This window comes from Mesorhizobium sp. M0833, assembly GCF_040319905.1.
Classification (GTDB): Bacteria; Pseudomonadota; Alphaproteobacteria; order Rhizobiales; family Rhizobiaceae; genus Mesorhizobium.
On the sequence record NZ_JAMYOQ010000021.1, the window covers coordinates 1 to 17571 of the forward strand.

Here is a 17571-nt window from a genome sequence, read left to right on the forward strand (position 1 = left end):
AATACCAGTAGGAAGTCTCAACGCCGAGACCCGCGCCGCCGACGACGATCGGCAACGACAGGGCAAAAATAGTGGCAACGTTGCCACTCTTGCCGGTTCGTCGCAGCCGGCGGACAAACCGCTTCAAGATACGGGCACCCAATTCCATGGAGGTATTTAAAGCAAAGATGGGTGAAGGAACGACTAAGGATTTCACTCCATTTGATGTCCGCTCCTTGGCGCGGCCGGCACAAGTCCGGCGGCCGCTCTCGGCCAACTGCTTGGCGTTGAGCGCGAAACTGGCAAGCCGGCATTCGCCCCCATGGGTGAGATCCGCACCCGAGCGATCCGCAAGCGGCTATGGACGCACGCTAGGAGCATCCTGGGTCGCCGCCAAAGCGCATGAAGCGCCCGGCTTGCCAGCCAGCGAGGCTGGTCAGGCTGCATTCGCAGGAAGGTGATGGGAAATACTGGGGGCAAGGCGCACTGCCGACCTAGCAAATCTGCAAGCCCGGTCAATGATCAACCTTCGACGTTTCGCTGAAGCGCGTTACGCTGAAGCGCGTTATTAATACCTCGCGCTATCCGTAATGGAGGCGAGGCTTCGGCTCAACGCCAGTGAATTGGACTCCGACCTTCTCGTTTTTGCGCCATCGCACAACAGATCGGTAAGCTACCCCGTCGACGGGAACGTACAGAAGAAACTCGGTCGGAATCCTTGTTTCGGCTGGCAACTTCAATTCTGCTCCGCTTGCATGCTGATTGCGCATGGTGCAGCTGATTTCAGAACTTGTGATGCTGATGATGATGGTCGCACGTTTCAAGACGCGTTGCCGATGATCACGACGAGGTTCCGCACCTTCCGGCAATGCTGGTTCCTCCAAGCGCTCCTGACCGCACGGCCTACCGTTATGGCCCTACGATTTGATTTCCATAGCACGATTGAAAGGTGCGGTGAATGAGCGACCCGAGACATAGGTGACGTTTTGTGCCGGACCCATGGGTAACACTTTTGGCATGGCGGAGGTGTTGACGCCTTGGAAAGAGTGTTCGGTGATGGAGGAGCGACTTCGTTTCGTGCCCCGCCTTCTCGATGGAGAAGGCATGAGCAACGTGTGCCGGGAGTTCGGCATCTCGCGTAAGACTGGGTACAAGATCTTCAGTCGCTAAGGATGAGGGGCTTGAGGCCCTAACGGGCCGCTCGCGCCGGCCGGAACCAGTTGCCGGCCCACACCGAGCGGATGATCGTGGAGAGCAAGCGGGAGAAGCCGCACGGGGCGCGTGTGGCCAGCCGAAGTAGCAAAGGACGCCGTCCCCTATGTATTTGGCGACATAGCTGTCATAGCGGGCGACTTCTGTGGCGACCAAGGATCGCTACGCGATTATGACGGAGCGTAAGTCCTCGGGATCGAGCGACGACGCTAAGGCGGCCGATCCCGCGAGGTCGACGAACATGGCCGTGGGGTGCCGCCTTTCGGCCTCATTTGCTTCGCGTTTGGCGCTGCACCGTCGTGAGCATTCCGCGTAGCCGCTTCGCTCGCCGGGAGTGGTTGGTCCGCCTGATGCGAGAGCTCAGCGATGGCGGTCAGGATCTTTTTCCGGTGACCGACAGATTTTATGCCAAGCTCCCGAAGATCATCGTCAGAGAGCCTAGGTAGAATTGCCGGATCAATGTCGTTGTCAATGAATGCGTCGGCTCGCCCTTGGGCAGGTGCGGACGAGCTGCGTCCGCGCTGCACCAAAAACGCTCACAATCCAATTGCCCGGGCTGGCGGTCTTTCGTTGCGAGCGCCGCTGGCTGGAGCTGCGTTAAGTCGATCGGAGGCCAATGGTATTTTCAATGGAACGCTAATATACATGGAACCCCCAACGAGCAGCGCCTGCCAGATACTTGAGGAATGCCATGCGAAGGCTCATCTTCACGGCGATTTGTATCGCCGCCGCAACAGCCGCTAACGCCCATGATTGGTACGAAGATAAGATTGACCCGCAGACCAAATTCAAGTGCTGCGGCGGTTCAGATTGCCGCGCCATAGCTCGGTCTTCGGTGCGGTCCAGGGTAGACGGCGGGTACACCTATTTGCCGCATAATTTCACCATCCCACGGGACCGTGTACAGGAATCCCCGGACGGTCAATACCACATATGCGAAAATAAATATGCTGTAACCAATCAGCTGTATTGGCGTTGCTTCTTCGCACCTCGTGTAGATGTATCTATACTTTTAAAGCATTAATCGGTCGCCGCTTCCGCAATTCACTTCCGCAAGGCGCTAGTCCAATATTTCTGTTCTTCAAAATTGCCGAAGCTCAAGCGCGCGACTGCCCCAGGGATTTCATTGGATACGTCGCGGCTATCGAGAGCCTGCGCGGCCTGGGCGTAACTCCATGGGGCGCTGCCGCGGGTGACTTCTGGGCGCGCTCCGCAATTCGGTGACAGTCCAGATTTTGTCGTGTCGTCGCGGCCGTGGTTGTGTAGATTGGCTACGTGGCCCGCCTTGCACGCATTGTCGTCCCAAGTCCACTCGCCACGTGACGCGAACGCGGTAACGGCTGGCGATTTCGACCACGATGGACGGCCAAGCGATAGGGGATAACTGGCGCGGGATCATCAGCACGGTTCATGCGGGAGCGGCATTCGCCGGATGAGATAGCTGCGGCTGCAGTCTCGAATTTGACGCATCAGCACTTGCAAATCGTCAGCCGAGGTCTTTTGCTCGCGCGTTAGTTGCCCTTGACCGTTGAATGGTTGGCGAACAGATGAACAAGATCGATCGACGGCGGCCAGAGTCAGAAACGGACGCCACCGTAAATGCCGCGAGACTTGGAACTCGGCTGCGTCTCGCCCGCCAGACACGCGGCATGACGCTGAAGACGCTGGCCGCGGCTGCGAATTGCTCGGAAAGCCTGCTGTCCAAGATCGAGAACGGTAAGGCTTCGCCGTCCCTGCCCATGCTTCACCGTCTGGTCGAGGTTCTCGACACCAACATCGGCTGGATGTTCGAGCAAGTCGACGACGACGAGGCGATCGTATTCCGGGCGGGCGCAAGGCCTTTGATTGCGCTCGACGCGCTACGGCGCGGCGAAGGAATTTCTCTCGAACGCATCATTCCATATTCGCCTGGCCACCTCTTACAATGCAACATCCATCACATCGAGGCGGAGGGCTCGAGCGAAGGTCCGATCCAGCATTCCGGCGAGGAAGTCGGCTACGTGCTCGCCGGGCGGATCGAACTGATCGTCGACGGCAAGAGCCATGCTCTCGCCACGGGCGATGCCTTCGTGTTCAGGTCGGAGTTGCCGCATCATTACCGCAACATCGGCGAGGAACGCGCCAGCATTTTCTGGGTCAATACGCCGGCGACTTTCTGAGCAACGCTCGGCGTTCATTTGGATTGACAAATATTCAAGTCTCTTGAATGCTTGCCTCGTGCCTGTAGCACCAACGGGACCGGCCGAGGTCTGGTCCGCAAGCAAGGGGAACCGAAATGCGTCTGTTCAAACTTCTCGCCGGCTGTGCCGCCGCCGTTGCCATGGGCTCGGCAGCCATGGGATCGGCGCTTGCCGATACGTTCGCTCTCGTCAACATCAACCAGCAGGCCTTGTTCTTCAACCAGATCAACGAGGGCGCGCAAAAGGCAGCCGACGCCGCCGGCGCCAAGCTGGTCATTTTCAACGCCAATAATGTGCCGAGCGCGCAGAACGACGCGATCGAGAACTACATCACGCAGAAAGTCGACGGCATCATTCTGGTCGCCATCGACGTCAACGGCGTCAAGCCTGCGATCACCGCAGCCAAGGCGGCCGGCATTCCCGTCATAGCCATCGACGCGCAGATCCCCGACGGCGACAATATTTCGTTCATCGGCGTCGACAACACCAAGGCCGGCGAGGACATCGGCAAATTCTACGCCGACTATGTGAAGACCGAGATGGGCGGCAAGGCCAAGATCGGTATCGTCGGCGCACTCAATTCATTCATCCAGAACCAGCGGCTCGACGGCTTCAAGAAGGCGGTGACCGAAAGCGGCCAGGCCGTCACCTTCCTCGACACGGTCGACGGCCAGAACGTTCAAGAGACCGCGTTGAGTGCTTCGGAAAACCTGATGACTGCCAATCCGGACATGAACTCGCTCTATGCAACCGGAGAGCCGGCCTTGCTCGGCGCAGTTTCGGCCGTGACCAGCCAGGGCCGCACGGGCGACGTCAAGGTGTTCGGCTGGGATCTGACCAAGCAGGCCGTTCAGGGCATCGACGACGGCTGGGTGGTCGCGGTCGTGCAGCAGGATCCAGCCGGCGAAGGCAAGGCTGCGGTCGAAGCGCTGGGCAAGCTCAAGAAGGGCGAGAAAATCGATCCGATCATCAACATCCCGGTGACGATCGTGACCAAGAAGAATGTCGACCAATACCGCGCGATGTTCAAGTAAACTGCGTTGGCGACCGGGCCGCGGCGCCTTCTGAGGCTGCGCCGCGGATGACTGCAATCGCGTGGAATCCCAGATGAGCAGTGGCCAGACCTATCGGGTGCGGATGAGCGGCATCTCAAAGCGCTACAACGCCATCCAGACGCTCGATGACGTATCGCTGACGCTGAAGCCGGGCGAGGTGCTGGGGCTGGTCGGCGACAATGGCGCCGGCAAATCGACATTGAGCAAGGTGCTGTCGGGAGCTGTGGTTCCCGACGCCGGCACCATCGAAATCGACGGCAAGCCGGTGATCTTCAGCTCGCCGGCGGACGCGCGTGCGGCGCGCGTGGAGATGGTCTACCAGGACCTGTCGCTGTGCGACACGGTCGACGTCGCCGGCAATCTGTTTCTCGGCCGCGAGCCGCGTCGCCGCATCGCAGGTATTTCCTTTCTCGACAAGAAGCGCATGCATGACGAGACGCGCCAGATGCTCGATCGGCTCGGCATCGTCATTGCCGACACGCGACTCAAGGTCGAAAACCTCTCCGGCGGGCAGCGCCAGTCGATCGCGATCGGCCGCGCCGCCTCGTTCGAGCCGGCCGTGCTGATCATGGACGAACCGACGGCAGCGCTTGCCGTGGCCGAGGTCGAGGCGGTGCTCGAACTGATCCGTGCGGTCAGTGCGCGCGGTGTCAGCGTCATCCTGATCACCCACCGGCTGCAGGATCTGTTCCTCGTCTGCGACCGCATCCAGGTCATGTACGAAGGGCGCAACGTAGCCGAGCGGCTGATCGGCGAGACCAACATCGAGGACGTGGTCAATCTGATCGTCGGCCGCAAGTTTAGTGCGCGTTCCGCCACCAACGGCTACCGCGGTGGAGCGCCGGCATGAGCGACGCGATCCACGCCGCCCAGCCCTCACGTGTACGCAAGGGCACCTGGCGCGATGTGCTCCTCGCCAATGGCAGTGTCGTCTCGATCGCGCTGTTCTTTCTGGTCGTCTGCATCATCTTCTCGGTTGCGACCGACGCGTTTCTGACATCGCCCAATCTGTTGAACATCCTGCGGCAGTCGGCGCCCCTGCTGATCGTTGCCGCGGCAATGACTTTCGTCATCACCACCGGCGGCATCGATCTTTCGGTCGGCTCCGTGCTGGCGCTGGTGGCAACGCTGTCGGCGACACTTTTGCAGTTTGGCCTGCCGTGGCCAGTCGTTATCCTCGTCATGCTCGCGCTCGGTGCCCTGCTTGGCGCGGTGCAGGGCTATTTCGTCGCCTATGAGGGCATCCCGTCCTTCATCGTCACGCTTGCCGGGCTTTCGGTGATCCGGGGCGTGGCGCTGCTGATCACAGGCGGCTATTCCATCCCCATCGAGCCCGGAAGCGCTTTCACCGTGCTGGGCCGCGCCTGGTTTCTTGGCGTGCCGGTGCCGGCGCTGATCGCGCTGGCGATCCTGGCGATCGCCTATCTCGCCTTCAACGAGACGCCGTTCGGCCGCTATGTCACCGGCATCGGCGCCAACGCCGAGGCGGTGCGGCGTGCCGGCGTCAACACGCGGCAGACGACGCTCTTCGTCTATGTGATTTCCGCCACCGCGGCGGCCCTTGCCGGCATCATCATTGCTGCCCGGCTTGGATCGGGATCTTCAAATGCCGGACAGGGTTTCGAGCTGGAAGTCATCGCCGCCGTCGTGCTCGGCGGCACCAGCCTGTTCGGCGGCCGTGGAACGATCATCGGCACGGTGCTCGGCGCGCTGACCGTGGCCGTCATCGGCAACGGCCTGATCCTGGCGCATCTGTCGCCCTTCCTGACGCCGATCGTCACCGGAACGATCATCCTGATCGCCATCTGGCTGAACTTCCGCCTGTTCCGCGGCGCCGTGCGGAGCCGTTGAGCCGATGAGTGGTCTGTTCGATGACGCAGCGCCCAGGCAGCGGTTGCCAGTCGGGGTCGAAACCGGCCACGTGATGACCGTGCTCGGCCCGGTTCCGGTCGAGGACATGGGGATAACGCTGATGCACGAGCACATACTGCTCGACGGCGCGCGCAGCTGGAAATGCCCCTGCCATCCCGATGACATGGCGATCGCCGAGCAGCCGGTGAACATCGAGATCATCGGCGAATTGCGCATGAACCCTTACGTCAACCGCGACAATGTCTCCCTCGACGACGCCGACCTGGCGCTGTCGGAACTGCAGCGCTATCGCGCGCTGGGCGGCCACACCGTCGTCGACGCCACCAATATCGGCATCGGCCGTGACCCCGAAAAGCTCGCCCGCATCAGCCGCATGTCCGGCCTCAAGATCGTCATGGGCACCGGGTTCTATCTCGAGCATACCCATCCCGAATGGCTGAAGGCCATGGATGTCGACGCCGTGACCGAGTTCATCGTCAACGATGTCGGCGGCGGCGAGACGCAGCCGCCGATCATGGCCGGGCTGATCGGCGAGGTCGGTGTCAGCAGGGATTTCACCGCCGAGGAACGCAAGTCGCTGCGAGCTTCGGCGCGCGCTTCGCGCATCACCGGCGTGCCGCTGTCGATCCATCTGCCTGGCTGGGAGCGGCTGGCGCACGACGTGCTCGATATCGTCGAGGCCGAGGGCGCCGATCTCCGCCACACGGTGCTCTGCCACATGAACCCGAGCCACGACGATCCCGATTACCAGAAAAGCCTCGCCCGGCGCGGCGCGTTCCTCGAATACGACATGATCGGCATGGACTATTATTATGCCGACCAGGACGCGCAATCGCCCTCCGACGAGGAGAATGCACGCGCCATCGCCGCTCTTGTCGAGGCCGGCTTCGGCGACCGCCTGCTATTGTCGCAGGATGTGTTCCTCAAGATCATGCTGACGCGCTTCGGCGGCTTCGGCTATGGCTATATCCTGAAGCATTTCATACCGCGCCTGAAACGGCATGGCGTCGAGCAGGCGGCCATCGACCGCATGCTGATCGCCAATCCGAAGAGCGTGTTCGCGCGGCTCCAAGCGGCCTAGACTTACGACGGAGTTCAAATGTCCAAGAAGAAGATCCTGCTCGCCGGCGAATCCTGGGTGTCGACCGCGACCCACATCAAGGGTTTCGACCAGTTCCCGACTGTCACCTATCACACCGGCGCCGACGAATTGCTGGGCGCGCTCAAGGCGACCGATTTCGACGTCACCTTCATGCCGGCGCATGAGGCGCAGCGCGGCTTTCCTCAGACGATGGAGGCGCTGTCGGCCTATGACGCGGTCGTGCTCTCCGACATTGGCGCCAACACGCTGCTGCTGCATCCCGACACCTGGGTCCACTCCAAGCCGACGCCGAACCGCCTGCGCCTGCTCCGCGATTACGTCAGCGACGGCGGCGGTCTGTTAATGTTCGGCGGTTATTACAGCTTCCAGGGCATCAATGGCGGCGCGCGCTACCGCAAGACGCCGATCGAGGACGTGCTGCCGGTGAACTGCCTGGCCTACGACGACCGCGTCGAGATTCCCGAAGGCTTTGCCCCGGTGCCGAAACCAGGGTCGACACATCCTATCCTCAGGGGCCTCGGTTCGGACTGGCCGATCCTGCTCGGTTTCAACGAGGTGACACTGAAGGACGATGCGGAAGTTCTGGCCAGCGTGTCGTCGGATTATGGGTCGCTCCCGCTGCTGGTCACCGGCCATTACGGCAAGGGCCGCACCGTGGCCTGGACATCCGATGTCGGGCCGCATTGGCTCCCGCCGCAATTCATCGCCTGGCCAGGTTACAAGACCCTGTTCGAACAGATGCTGGGCTGGGCGACCGGCGAGAGCTGAGCCATGCATGTCCACGTCGTCGGCAATGCCTGCATCGATACCATGTTTCGCGTCGGCCGCCTCCCTGCCGCGGGCGAGACTTTGAATGCCGTGAGCTATGCCGACGGGCTCGGCGGCAAGGGCGCCAACCAAGCGGTCGCAGCAGCGCGGACTGGTGCAGAGGTGACGTTCTGGACGGCGCTCGGCAAGGACCGCGAAGGCACATGGATCAGGAGCCGCCTCGACAGCGAACTGTCAGACCTCGAGGTCAGCGAATTCGAGCTGCCGAGCGACCGCTCGACCATCGTCGTCGATCGAGGCGGCGAGAATTTCATTGTCAGCGGCGTTGCCTGCAGCGAAGCCTTCGATCCGGTGGCGCAAACAGCACTTGTCCGCTGGATCGCTCCCGGCGACATCCTCGTCTGCCAGGGAAATTTGCGTCCCGCCGCGACCGATGCCAGCCTCAGAGCAGCAAAGGAAAACGGCGCACGCACCGTTCTCAACGCCAGCCCGATCGATGCGGCATCCGTTCCCGATCTTGGCCTGGCGGAGTTTTTGGTTGTCAACCAATCCGAGGCGAAAACCCTGACCGGCCGGGATGACATGATAGCAGCAGCCGGCGCGCTGGTAGCCAAAGGCGCAGGCACCGTCGTCATCACGCTCGGCGCCGCAGGCTGTCTGGTGCTTGGCCCGGGCCAGGAAGAGCCGCTTCGTTTGCCGGCGCCGCAGGTCGAGGCGCTCGATACCAGCGGCGCCGGCGATGTGTTCTGCGGCTGTCTCGCCGGCGGGCTTTCGCGGGGCATGTCGGTCACCTCGGCGCTGGAGCTTGCGCTGGCGGCCGCCGCAATCGCCGTGACACGGCCGGGCACGCTGATATCCTGTCCTTCCGCCTCCGAGATGGCGGTGCTCATCGATCAAATGGAGCTCTCATGACCCAGATCGGCCAATCCGGCGGCGACGCACTCTTGCATCTTTTCGGCCGCACCAAGGTAGTGATCGGCGTCGTTCACCTGGCGCCCCTGCCCGGCGCGCCGCGCTATGACGGCGAGGCCGTGGAAGTGATCTACCAGCGCGGGCTCGAGGACGCCAAAGCCTATCTCGACGGCGGCTGCGACGGCGTCATCGTCGAGAACCATGGCGACATCCCTTTCGCCAAGCCTGACGATATCGGGCCGGAGACGGCGGCCTATATGGCGGTCGTTTCCGACCGCATCCGCCGCGAGCTCGGCAGACCGGTCGGCATCAACGTGCTGGCCAATGCCGCGATCCCGGCTTTGGCGATCGCCAGCGCTGCCGGCGCCGGTTTCGTCCGCGTCAATCAATGGGCGAACGCCTATGTCGCCAATGAGGGTTTTGTCGAAGGCGAGTCGGGCCGCGCGGCGCGCTACCGCGCCAGGCTGCGCGCCAACGGCATTCGCATCTTCGCCGATGCCCATGTCAAACACGGCGCACATGCCATCGTCGCCGACCGTCCGGTGGAGGAACTAGTCAAGGATCTGGTCTTCTTCGACGCCGATGCCATCATCGCGACCGGCCAGCGCACCGGCCACGCCGCGGATTTGGGCTACATAAGCATGATCAAGCAGGCCGCCGGCCTGCCGACGCTGGTCGGAAGCGGTGTCACGGCGGACAATGCCAAGGATATCCTCGCCAGTGTCGACGGGGTCATCATCGCCAGCGCGCTGAAGCACGACGGCGTCTGGTGGAACCAGGTCGACTCTGCTCGAGTAAAGGCGTTCATGGGTGGTCTGAAGCGATAGCTGACTTCAACCGCTTAGCCCACCGCCCGGGCCACCTCTGTCAGAGACGACGGACAGGCCCAGGATACTGCGCGACCAGATCGTCGATGGTCAGCAATGTGATGCCTTCCACAATCGATTGAGCAATCAGGATCCGATCGAAGGGGTCCTTGTGGATGGGTGGAAGCCCATCCACCGCAATGGCATGCTCGCCGGTGATTGGCAGCTCATGATAGCCATTGTCTATCAGCCCCCGACGTAAAAGACGCGCATCGACCCTAAAGTCAGGGCGGCCCAGACCGCGTTTGATGGCAATCTCCCAGAGGCTTGCGGCGCTGAAAGTCAGGTGGTTGTCGACATTCTCGATTTCGGCGAGGGCGGCGGACGGGAGCTTCTCGGGCTCGCCCGCCGCCCAGAGCAGAAGATGGGTATCGAGCAGAAGTTTCATCCATCGCCGCCAAACAGCTTCTCGATTTCCTCAGCGGCCATCCGATCAAAGTTGTCCGGAACTGAAAACTCCCCGGCCATAAACCCAACGCGACGCATTTCGCCGGCCGCAGGTGCGTTTATGGCAACGACCTTGACCATCGGCTTGCCGGATTTCGCGATAATGAAGGATTCGCCTTTGGCCGCCCTGTCGATAAGACGAGACAGATGCGTCTTGGCCTCGTGAATATTGACGGTGCGCATTGCGGGCTCCCGACTTAGTCTATGAAACTTAGTCTAATTGGGCCCGGTTTTCAAGTGTCTGTCTCTCCGCGAATAGGATGGGAACCAATTGCCCATTCCCTCGACCAAAAGCCGTGGCCGATCTTCGCGCTGGGCGGAGGCCAATGGCGCAATCGATGCGATTGAAATGGGCAATGCCCGAAAACTAGCGCGTCGAGGCCTACGCTCTCGACGCCCCGCATCGGCATCACCGCCGTTCTCCACACGCAGGGCTCCGCGATGACCCACCGTCCGCACCTGCACATGATCGCGCCGGGCGGCGTCGCCCGGCTCGATCGATGATGGTCGAGCGGCTACTAGGCCGGCAACGCGCCGGATCTCTTGGCCGTCCAGGTGGCGATATAGTCCATCAGGCCAGGATTGAGGCAATCATAAGGTTCGAGCCCGATCGACTTCAGCTGTGACCTTATACCGTCCATGCGGCTCGGATCGACACCGGATTCGATGATCGACGAGACAAAGGCGGTGAAGCCCGGCGGCGACCAGCCGTCTTCCTGGAAGCGTTCCGGATGAATGAAGGACAGGCCCTTGAACGCGTGGTCGCGCTCGACCGGGCCGTGCATGTGGACGCCGCAGCCGGTGCAGGCATGGCGCAGGATCAGCGCGCCCGGATCGACCACCTTCAGCTTGTCGCCGTTTTCGGTCACCGTCACGTCGTTTGTACCGGCAACCGCCACGATCGAGAACAGCGCGCCTTCCGGCTTCCAGCATTTGGTGCAGCCGCAGGCATGGTTGTGGGCGATCTGGCCCTTGACCTTCACCTTGACCGGGTTGCTGGTGCAGGCGCAGACCAGCGTGCCGCCGGCAAAGTCGGGCTTTTCCCGTGGCAGGCCATTGTCGATTTTAGGATGCAGTTTCTCCGGCATTTTTGTCTCCTCCCGTGTTGAACATGTGCATTTTCGGCCGCTGGCTGGTTAGCCGGCGGCTTTCTCCTCCTCAGTAAACCACCACGCTCCTGATCGACTTGCCTTCATGCATCAGGTCGAAGCCCTTGTTGATGTCCTCGAGCTTCAGCGTGTGGGTGATCATCGGATCGATCTCGATCTTGCCGGCCATGTACCAGTCGACGATCTTCGGCACGTCGGTGCGGCCGCGCGCGCCGCCGAAGGCGGTGCCCATCCAGGTGCGGCCGGTGACCAGCTGGAACGGCCGCGTCGAGATCTCCTGGCCGGCGCCGGCAACGCCGATGATGACCGACTTGCCCCAGCCGCGATGCGACGCTTCAAGCGCCTGGCGCATGACCTTGGTGTTGCCGGTGCAGTCGAAGGTGTAGTCGGCGCCGCCGATCTGGTCGGCGCCGCGCTTGGTCATGTTGACGAGATGAGCCACGATGTCGCCATCGATCTCCTTCGGATTGACGAAATGCGTCATGCCGAACTTCTCGCCCCATTGCTTCTTGTCGTTGTTCACATCGACGCCGATGATCATGTCGGCGCCGGCAAGGCGCAGGCCCTGGATGACGTTGAGGCCGATGCCGCCGAGGCCGAACACAACCGCCGTCGCGCCTTGCTCGACCTTGGCCGTGTTGATCACAGCGCCGATGCCGGTGGTGACGCCGCAGCCGATGTAGCAGATCTTGTCGAAGGGCGCGTCGGCATTGACCTTGGCCACCGCGATCTCGGGCAGCACGGTGAAGTTGGAAAAGGTCGAGCAGCCCATATAGTGGAACAGCCTGTCCTTGCCGATCGAGAAGCGCGAGGTGCCGTCGGGCATCAGCCCCTGACCCTGGGTGGCGCGGATGGCGGTGCACAGATTGGTCTTGCGCGACAGGCAGGACGGGCACTGCCGGCATTCCGGCGTATAGAGCGGGATGACATGGTCGCCCTTCCTGACCGAGGTGACGCCCTTGCCGATATCGACGACGACGCCGGCGCCCTCATGGCCAAGGATCGCCGGAAACAGGCCTTCCGGGTCGGCGCCCGACAGCGTGAACTCGTCGGTGTGGCAGATGCCGGTTGCCTTGATCTCGACCAGCACCTCGCCATCGCGAGGACCCTCGAGGTCGACCTCCATGATCTCCAGCGGCTTTCCGGCGGCGACAGCAACAGCGGCGCGCGTTTTCATCAGGCAATCCTCCCAAGACAACCCATAGAGTTTCACATTCCGGCATTGCTGCGGATCATCTCGGAGTCGAAGACCGCAACACGCTCATTCATCGCCGTATTCCCACGAAAAGGCATAGGACTAAAGCAGACACGCAAGTCCACTTGCAGGGCTTTGATAAATCTTGTGGGGTCCGCTAAGCTCATTGTGGGCACCTTGAATTCGCGCTGGTCCGGGAACAATCGGACTTTAGTGCAAGAACAGGCAGTTTTATCGATGACGAGCGCGGTGCCAGGCACTCTCGCGGCCTTTTTGTGCCTTTTTTTCCAGACCGCCGACGTTGCGGACGTGATGGCCCAGGAAGTGACGGCCAAGCAACCGGTCGCAACCGACAGGCCGGAAAGAAAGATAACCGAAATCAGAATAGGTTATTTGCGGGCCTACGCGCCGCAACTGGCGCTTTCCCTGCTGGACCTGCCGCCACGCGACGAAGGTGTTGCCGGCGCCAATGTGGCGATCGGCGACAACAATACGACAGGGAAGTTCCTCAGCCAGAAATTCAGCCTCGACATAACCGAGATCAAGCCGGACGCCGACGCGGCCCAAGCCTTCAACGATCTGATTGCCAAAGGTGACCGCTATGTTGTCGCGGACCTCTCGGCCAAGCAATTGCTGTCGATCGCAGATATCGCCCGCGACAAGGGCGTTCTGGTCTTCAATGTCGGTGCTACCGACGACAGCCTGCGCGAGGAAGACTGCCGCATAAATATCTTCCATATCGCGCCGACGCGAAGCATGCTGGCTGACGCGCTGGCGCAGTATCTCGTGGTAAAGAAATGGCCGAATTGGGTGCTGCTCTACGGTTCGCATGAGCAGGATCATCTATATGCGGACGCGTTGCGCCGCGCGGCGGCCCGCTTCGGCGGTCAGATCGTCGCCGAGAAGGAGTTCAAAGACACCGGCACGGCGCGCCGCACCGACACCGGCGCCACGCAGATACAGCAGCAGATTTCCGTGTTCACGCAGGATCTGCCGGAGCATGACGTGGTGCTTGTCGCCGATGAGAGCGAGGTGTTCGGAACTTATGTGCCCTACCGCACCTGGACACCACGGCTGGTCGCCGGCACGGCCGGCCTTGTCGCGTCGTCCTGGCATCCCGCGAGCGAGCAATGGGGCGGCATTCAGATGCAGAGCCGTTTCCTGAGGACGACCGGCCGGCGAATGCTGTCCAAGGATATGTCGGCCTGGACGGCGGTGCGGGCGGTGGGCGAAGCCAGCACGCGGACCAATGGCGACGATCCGAAGAAGATCGGCGACTACATCCGCTCGGACGATTTCTCGGTCGCCGCCTTCAAGGGACAGAAGCTGACCTTCCGCAAATGGAACCATCAGCTTCGCCAGCCAATCCTGCTCGGCGACACCAAATCCGTCGTCTCGACATCGCCACAGGAGGGTTATCTCCACCAGATCTCCGAGCTCGATACGCTCGGTATCGATCAGCCGGAAACGAAATGCGTTCTTAAGTAGAACCATCGGGAGGAATCTTCGTGCAGAGACGAGCTTGCGCACTCGCCATTCTCGCAACCGGCTTCATGGCCAATCCGGCGTGGGCTTACACCGTTTACGTCTCCAACGAGAAAGACAATACGATAACGGTCGTCGACACGGCGACGATGCAAGTGGTGAAGACCGTCGAAGTCGGCCAGAGGCCGCGCGGTATCACCATCTCGCATGACGGCAAGTTCATCTATTTGTGCGCCAGCGATGACGATACGATCGAAATCATCGATACCGGGACGCTGCAGATTGTGGGCACGCTGCCATCCGGCCCGGATCCCGAACTGTTCGTGCTTTCGCCCGACGGCACCACGCTCTACGTCGCCAACGAGGACGACAATCTCGTCACCGCGATCAACATCGAGCGCAAGCAGGTCATGACCGAGATTCCCGTTGGGGTGGAGCCTGAAGGCATGGCTATCAGTCCCGATGGCAAAACCATGGTCAACACCTCCGAAACCACCAGCATGGCGCATTTTATCGACACCGACAGCCATGAGGTGACCGACAATGTCCTGGTCGACACGCGTCCGCGCTTTGCGCAATTCAAGCCCGACGGATCACAGATCTGGGTCAGCGCCGAAATCGGCGGCACCGTCAGCGTCATCGATAGTCTCAAGCGCGAGGTGGTGAAGAAGATCCAGTTCGCGATTGCGGGACTGCGGCCCGAAACCATCCAGCCGGTGGGCATCGCGATCAGCGCCGACGGCAAGAAGGCCTATGTCGCGCTCGGCCCGGCGAACCATGTCGCCGTCATCAATACCGAAACCTACGAGGTGGAAAAATACATCCTGGTTGGCCAACGCGTCTGGCATCTCGACTTCACACCCGATCAAAAGACGCTGATCACCACCAACGGTAATTCCAACGACATCACCTTCATCGACACGGCGACGGACGAGCCGGTTCAATCGGTAACGGTCGGCCAGCAGCCTTGGGGCGTGGCCATATCGCCTCACTAGACCGCAGCGATTATCAGGGAGGCCGACATGACAAATCTTTGCCGCGGGGATGTTGCAAGCCCACGAGAAAACCAGCGCGCCCCGAAGGAGCCATCGGCATGCGGCATGTGAGGACAAGCGGACCTGGAGAGGAGGTGGCGGCACTCGACGTTGCCGGCGTCAGCCATTCCTATGGTACGAAGCGGGCGCTCAACGACGTCTCATTCTCGATCGCGCCAGGAACTTTCACCGTTCTGCTCGGCCTCAACGGCGCCGGCAAGACAACTTTGTTCTCACTGATCAGCCATCTTTACGGCACGCGCCGCGGATCGATCCGCATCTTCGGCCATGACGTCGGCCGCGCTTCGGGCGAAGCGCTCAGGCGTGTCGGCATCGTGTTCCAGGCACGCACGCTCGACCTCGACCTCAGCGTCCACCAGAACCTCTCCTACCACGCCTCATTGCATGGCATCGGCGGACACCAAGCCCGGCAGCGCATTGCCGCGCTGCTGGATACAGTCAACATGCAGGGCCGTCAGCATGACAAGGCACGCAGTCTTTCCGGCGGCCAAATGCGGCGCATCGAGATCGCGCGGGCGCTGCTCCACCGCCCTTCCCTGCTGCTGCTCGACGAGGCGACGGTCGGTCTCGACATCCAGTTGCGTGCGGGCATTTTGGCCACCATCCGCAAACTCGTCGAAACCGAGGGCATCGGTGTGCTGTGGGCGACGCATCTGATCGATGAGGTCGACGACAGCGACCATGTCGTCGTGCTGCGGCAGGGCGACCTGGTTGCCAAGGGTAAGGTGGCCGATGTCGTTGTGACGAGCGGTGCCAGTTCGATCCGCGACACCTTTTCCAGGCTTAACCGCATCGAAACAAGCGGCATCGCGGAGATGTCGCCATGAGCGCTCCCGCAATGCCCGCAAAAGTCGCCGCCCTCACGCCGGTGAAGTTCGAACAATTTGGGCTCCGTCACTACCTCATTTGCCTAAAGGGGATCGTCGTGCGGGAGTGCCTGCGCTTCCTGCACCAGCGCGAGCGCTTCATATCCTCGCTGGTTCGGCCGCTCGTCTGGCTGTTCATCTTTGCCGCCGGATTCCGGCAGGTGCTCGGCGTATCGATCATCCCGCCCTACAAGACCTACGTGCTCTACGAGGTCTACATCACGCCGGGCCTGTGCGGCATGATTCTGCTGTTTTCGGGCATGCAGTCTTCGCTGTCGATGGTCTATGACCGCGAAATGGGCAACATGCGCACCCTGCTGGTCAGCCCCTTCCCGCGTTGGTTTTTACTGATCTCGAAGATGCTCGCCGGTGTCGCCGTGTCGATCGCGCAGGTTTACGCGTTCCTGATCGTTGCCTGGTTCTGGGGCGTCAAGGCGCCGCCGCTTGGCTATCTCACCGTGCTGCCGGCGCTGTTCCTGTCAGGTATGATGCTGTGCGCGCTCGGCATGGTTTTGTCCTCGATGATCAAGCAGCTCGAAAACTTCGCTGGCATCATGAACTTCGTCATCTTTCCTGGCTATTTCGCTTCTCCGGCACTCTATCCCTTGTGGCGTATCCAGGAGGCTAGCCCCCTGCTCTACAAGATCTGCCTTGCCAATCCGTTTACTTACGCCGTCGAACTGATCCGCTTCGCCTTCTACGGCCAGGTTGAGTGGCTGGCGCTGGGCGTCGTTGCCGGCTGCACGCTGCTGTTCCTTGCCGCCGCCATCATCGCCTACGACCCTTCGCGCGGCCTGATGACCCGCAAACAGGACACGGGAGGAAATACCTGATGGCACGAATGAGCCTTGTTCGCGGCCTGGCTCTGGTTGCCATGCTCGCGCCGGGCATCACCGCCATGGCAGCCAACCCCGATCCAGACTGGCCCTGCATGCAGCGCAAGGTGCCGCAACTCTCGCTCGGCCAGATCTGGAGCGGACCGGACCTTCCTTCAGCCGCGAAGGACTGGTCGAAGGACCCCACGATCTCCGCCCTGATCGAGGAAGTGGCAGCTCGCCGGATGCCGATTGCGGAAGCTCAAAAGAAGATCAGGGATTTCGCGGCCTCCTTGCCTGCAGAACAGCTTGCACCCAAAATGGCGATGCTGGTGCAAGGCATGTTCGATCACCTGGACGCCGAGCGCTCGCAGGTGATTTCGGGCATTTCCCGCTACGCCCACAAGCAGCTCGAAATGGCCGCCGCGTTGCGCAAGGAAGGGTCCGATGTCGATGCGTTGCGGGCAAAGCCGGATGCAGATCCCGAAGAGATCGATCGGCGAACCGAAAAGCTGAAATTCGCAACGCGAATTTTCAATGAACGCGTCCAATCACTGACTTACGTCTGTGAAGTGCCGACGATCATCGAGCAGCGGCTTTATCAATTGTCCAAGGTCGTCTCGGAAACGCTTGGCGCGGAGAAATAGAACCCA

Annotated in this window: 20 protein-coding genes and 2 pseudogenes; 15 read left to right on the plus strand and 7 right to left on the minus strand. The window is 61.4% G+C overall.

Translation table 11 applies throughout. From position 1 onward, the window contains the following. Nucleotides 1-148, minus strand: a 148-nt coding sequence (locus NKH98_RS22225; protein ID WP_502894297.1) for a TadE/TadG family type IV pilus assembly protein, incomplete at its 3' end; no start/stop codon positions are given. A 412-nt stretch (nucleotides 149-560) separates the two neighbouring features. Further along, entirely contained in the window at nucleotides 561-863 is a 303-nt protein-coding gene (locus tag NKH98_RS22230; protein ID WP_502894293.1) for a PilZ domain-containing protein, read from the minus strand. A 133-nt stretch (nucleotides 864-996) separates the two neighbouring features. Here NKH98_RS22230 and NKH98_RS22235 point away from each other — a divergent pair. After that, nucleotides 997-1262, plus strand: a pseudogene (locus NKH98_RS22235) (helix-turn-helix domain-containing protein); the annotation flags it as partial. A 138-nt stretch (nucleotides 1263-1400) separates the two neighbouring features. Here NKH98_RS22235 and NKH98_RS22240 read toward each other — a convergent pair. Next, the gene (locus NKH98_RS22240) at nucleotides 1401-1718 is read right to left on the minus strand and encodes an SAM domain-containing protein (RefSeq protein ID WP_352480705.1); all 318 of its coding nucleotides are present in this window, start codon (nucleotides 1716-1718) and stop codon (nucleotides 1401-1403) included. Nucleotides 1719-2738: 1020 nt separating this feature from the next. Between NKH98_RS22240 and NKH98_RS22245 the strand changes: the two genes are divergently transcribed. From NKH98_RS22245 to NKH98_RS22280, 8 genes are all read left to right on the plus strand, one after another. Next, the gene (locus NKH98_RS22245; RefSeq protein WP_352480706.1) at nucleotides 2739-3350 is read left to right on the plus strand and encodes a cupin domain-containing protein; all 612 of its coding nucleotides are present in this window, start codon (nucleotides 2739-2741) and stop codon (nucleotides 3348-3350) included. A 116-nt stretch (nucleotides 3351-3466) separates the two neighbouring features. After that, complete coding sequence (locus NKH98_RS22250) at nucleotides 3467-4405, plus strand: ABC transporter substrate-binding protein (protein ID WP_254819828.1); 939 nt, start codon at nucleotides 3467-3469, stop codon at nucleotides 4403-4405. A gap of 73 nt (nucleotides 4406-4478) precedes the next feature. Beyond that, a complete protein-coding gene (locus NKH98_RS22255) occupies nucleotides 4479-5276 on the plus strand; it encodes an ATP-binding cassette domain-containing protein (protein WP_023721835.1) in 798 nt (265 codons plus the stop codon). Next, on the plus strand, nucleotides 5273-6277 hold the full coding sequence (locus NKH98_RS22260) for an ABC transporter permease (RefSeq protein ID WP_352901693.1): 1005 nt from the start codon (nucleotides 5273-5275) through the stop codon (nucleotides 6275-6277). Before NKH98_RS22255 ends, NKH98_RS22260 begins: the two co-directional genes overlap by 4 nt. Before the next feature lie 4 nt (nucleotides 6278-6281). Beyond that, nucleotides 6282-7379 carry a phosphotriesterase family protein gene (locus tag NKH98_RS22265; RefSeq protein ID WP_352901695.1) on the plus strand — a complete coding sequence of 366 codons (1098 nt, stop codon included), beginning with the start codon at nucleotides 6282-6284 and terminating at the stop codon, nucleotides 7377-7379. 18 nt (nucleotides 7380-7397) lie between these two features. Further along, on the plus strand, nucleotides 7398-8168 hold the full coding sequence (locus NKH98_RS22270; RefSeq protein WP_352901698.1) for a glutamine amidotransferase: 771 nt from the start codon (nucleotides 7398-7400) through the stop codon (nucleotides 8166-8168). 3 nt (nucleotides 8169-8171) lie between these two features. Further along, complete coding sequence (locus NKH98_RS22275) at nucleotides 8172-9080, plus strand: ribokinase (RefSeq protein ID WP_352901701.1); 909 nt, start codon at nucleotides 8172-8174, stop codon at nucleotides 9078-9080. Continuing rightward, complete coding sequence (locus NKH98_RS22280) at nucleotides 9077-9907, plus strand: BtpA/SgcQ family protein (protein ID WP_352901703.1); 831 nt, start codon at nucleotides 9077-9079, stop codon at nucleotides 9905-9907. The genes NKH98_RS22275 and NKH98_RS22280 overlap by 4 nt, the downstream gene beginning before the upstream one ends. A gap of 40 nt (nucleotides 9908-9947) precedes the next feature. Here the strand turns inward: NKH98_RS22280 and NKH98_RS22285 are convergent, their stop codons facing one another. Together NKH98_RS22285 and NKH98_RS22290 are read right to left on the minus strand one after the other, a co-directional pair. Beyond that, nucleotides 9948-10334, minus strand: a complete 387-nt coding sequence (locus NKH98_RS22285; protein WP_254819822.1) for a type II toxin-antitoxin system VapC family toxin — start codon at nucleotides 10332-10334, stop codon at nucleotides 9948-9950. Next, entirely contained in the window at nucleotides 10331-10576 is a 246-nt protein-coding gene (locus tag NKH98_RS22290) for a type II toxin-antitoxin system Phd/YefM family antitoxin (RefSeq protein ID WP_352901706.1), read from the minus strand. The genes NKH98_RS22285 and NKH98_RS22290 overlap by 4 nt, the downstream gene beginning before the upstream one ends. A 213-nt stretch (nucleotides 10577-10789) precedes the next feature. On the opposite strand from NKH98_RS22290, the pseudogene NKH98_RS22295 reads away from it, so the two are divergent. After that, nucleotides 10790-10876 (plus strand): annotated as a pseudogene (locus tag NKH98_RS22295) (transposase); the annotation flags it as partial. Between the two features lie 35 nt (nucleotides 10877-10911). Here the strand turns inward: NKH98_RS22295 and gfa are convergent. After that, the gene (gfa, locus tag NKH98_RS22300; RefSeq protein WP_352751279.1) at nucleotides 10912-11481 is read right to left on the minus strand and encodes an S-(hydroxymethyl)glutathione synthase; all 570 of its coding nucleotides are present in this window, start codon (nucleotides 11479-11481) and stop codon (nucleotides 10912-10914) included. Between the two features lie 70 nt (nucleotides 11482-11551). After that, a complete protein-coding gene (locus NKH98_RS22305; RefSeq protein ID WP_352901709.1) occupies nucleotides 11552-12679 on the minus strand; it encodes an S-(hydroxymethyl)glutathione dehydrogenase/class III alcohol dehydrogenase in 1128 nt (375 codons plus the stop codon). 255 nt (nucleotides 12680-12934) lie between these two features. Here NKH98_RS22305 and NKH98_RS22310 point away from each other — a divergent pair, with 255 nt between their 5' ends. The 5 genes from NKH98_RS22310 (at nucleotide 12935) to NKH98_RS22330 (ending at nucleotide 17565) form a co-directional block, all read left to right on the plus strand. Next, entirely contained in the window at nucleotides 12935-14185 is a 1251-nt protein-coding gene (locus NKH98_RS22310) for a lanthanide ABC transporter ABC transporter substrate-binding protein PedA1 (RefSeq protein WP_352901712.1), read from the plus strand. Nucleotides 14186-14205: 20 nt separating this feature from the next. After that, entirely contained in the window at nucleotides 14206-15177 is a 972-nt protein-coding gene (locus tag NKH98_RS22315; protein ID WP_352901714.1) for a YVTN family beta-propeller repeat protein, read from the plus strand. 98 nt (nucleotides 15178-15275) lie between these two features. Next, entirely contained in the window at nucleotides 15276-16064 is a 789-nt protein-coding gene (locus tag NKH98_RS22320; RefSeq protein WP_352901716.1) for a lanthanide ABC transporter ATP-binding protein PedB/LutE, read from the plus strand. 11 nt (nucleotides 16065-16075) lie between these two features. Continuing rightward, nucleotides 16076-16936: a lanthanide ABC transporter permease protein PedC gene (locus tag NKH98_RS22325; protein ID WP_352901856.1), complete on the plus strand. Its 861-nt coding sequence runs from the start codon at nucleotides 16076-16078 to the stop codon at nucleotides 16934-16936. Next, nucleotides 16936-17565 carry a hypothetical protein gene (locus NKH98_RS22330; protein ID WP_352901718.1) on the plus strand — a complete coding sequence of 210 codons (630 nt, stop codon included), beginning with the start codon at nucleotides 16936-16938 and terminating at the stop codon, nucleotides 17563-17565. The genes NKH98_RS22325 and NKH98_RS22330 overlap by 1 nt, the downstream gene beginning before the upstream one ends. Nucleotides 17566-17571: the final 6 nt, after the last annotated feature.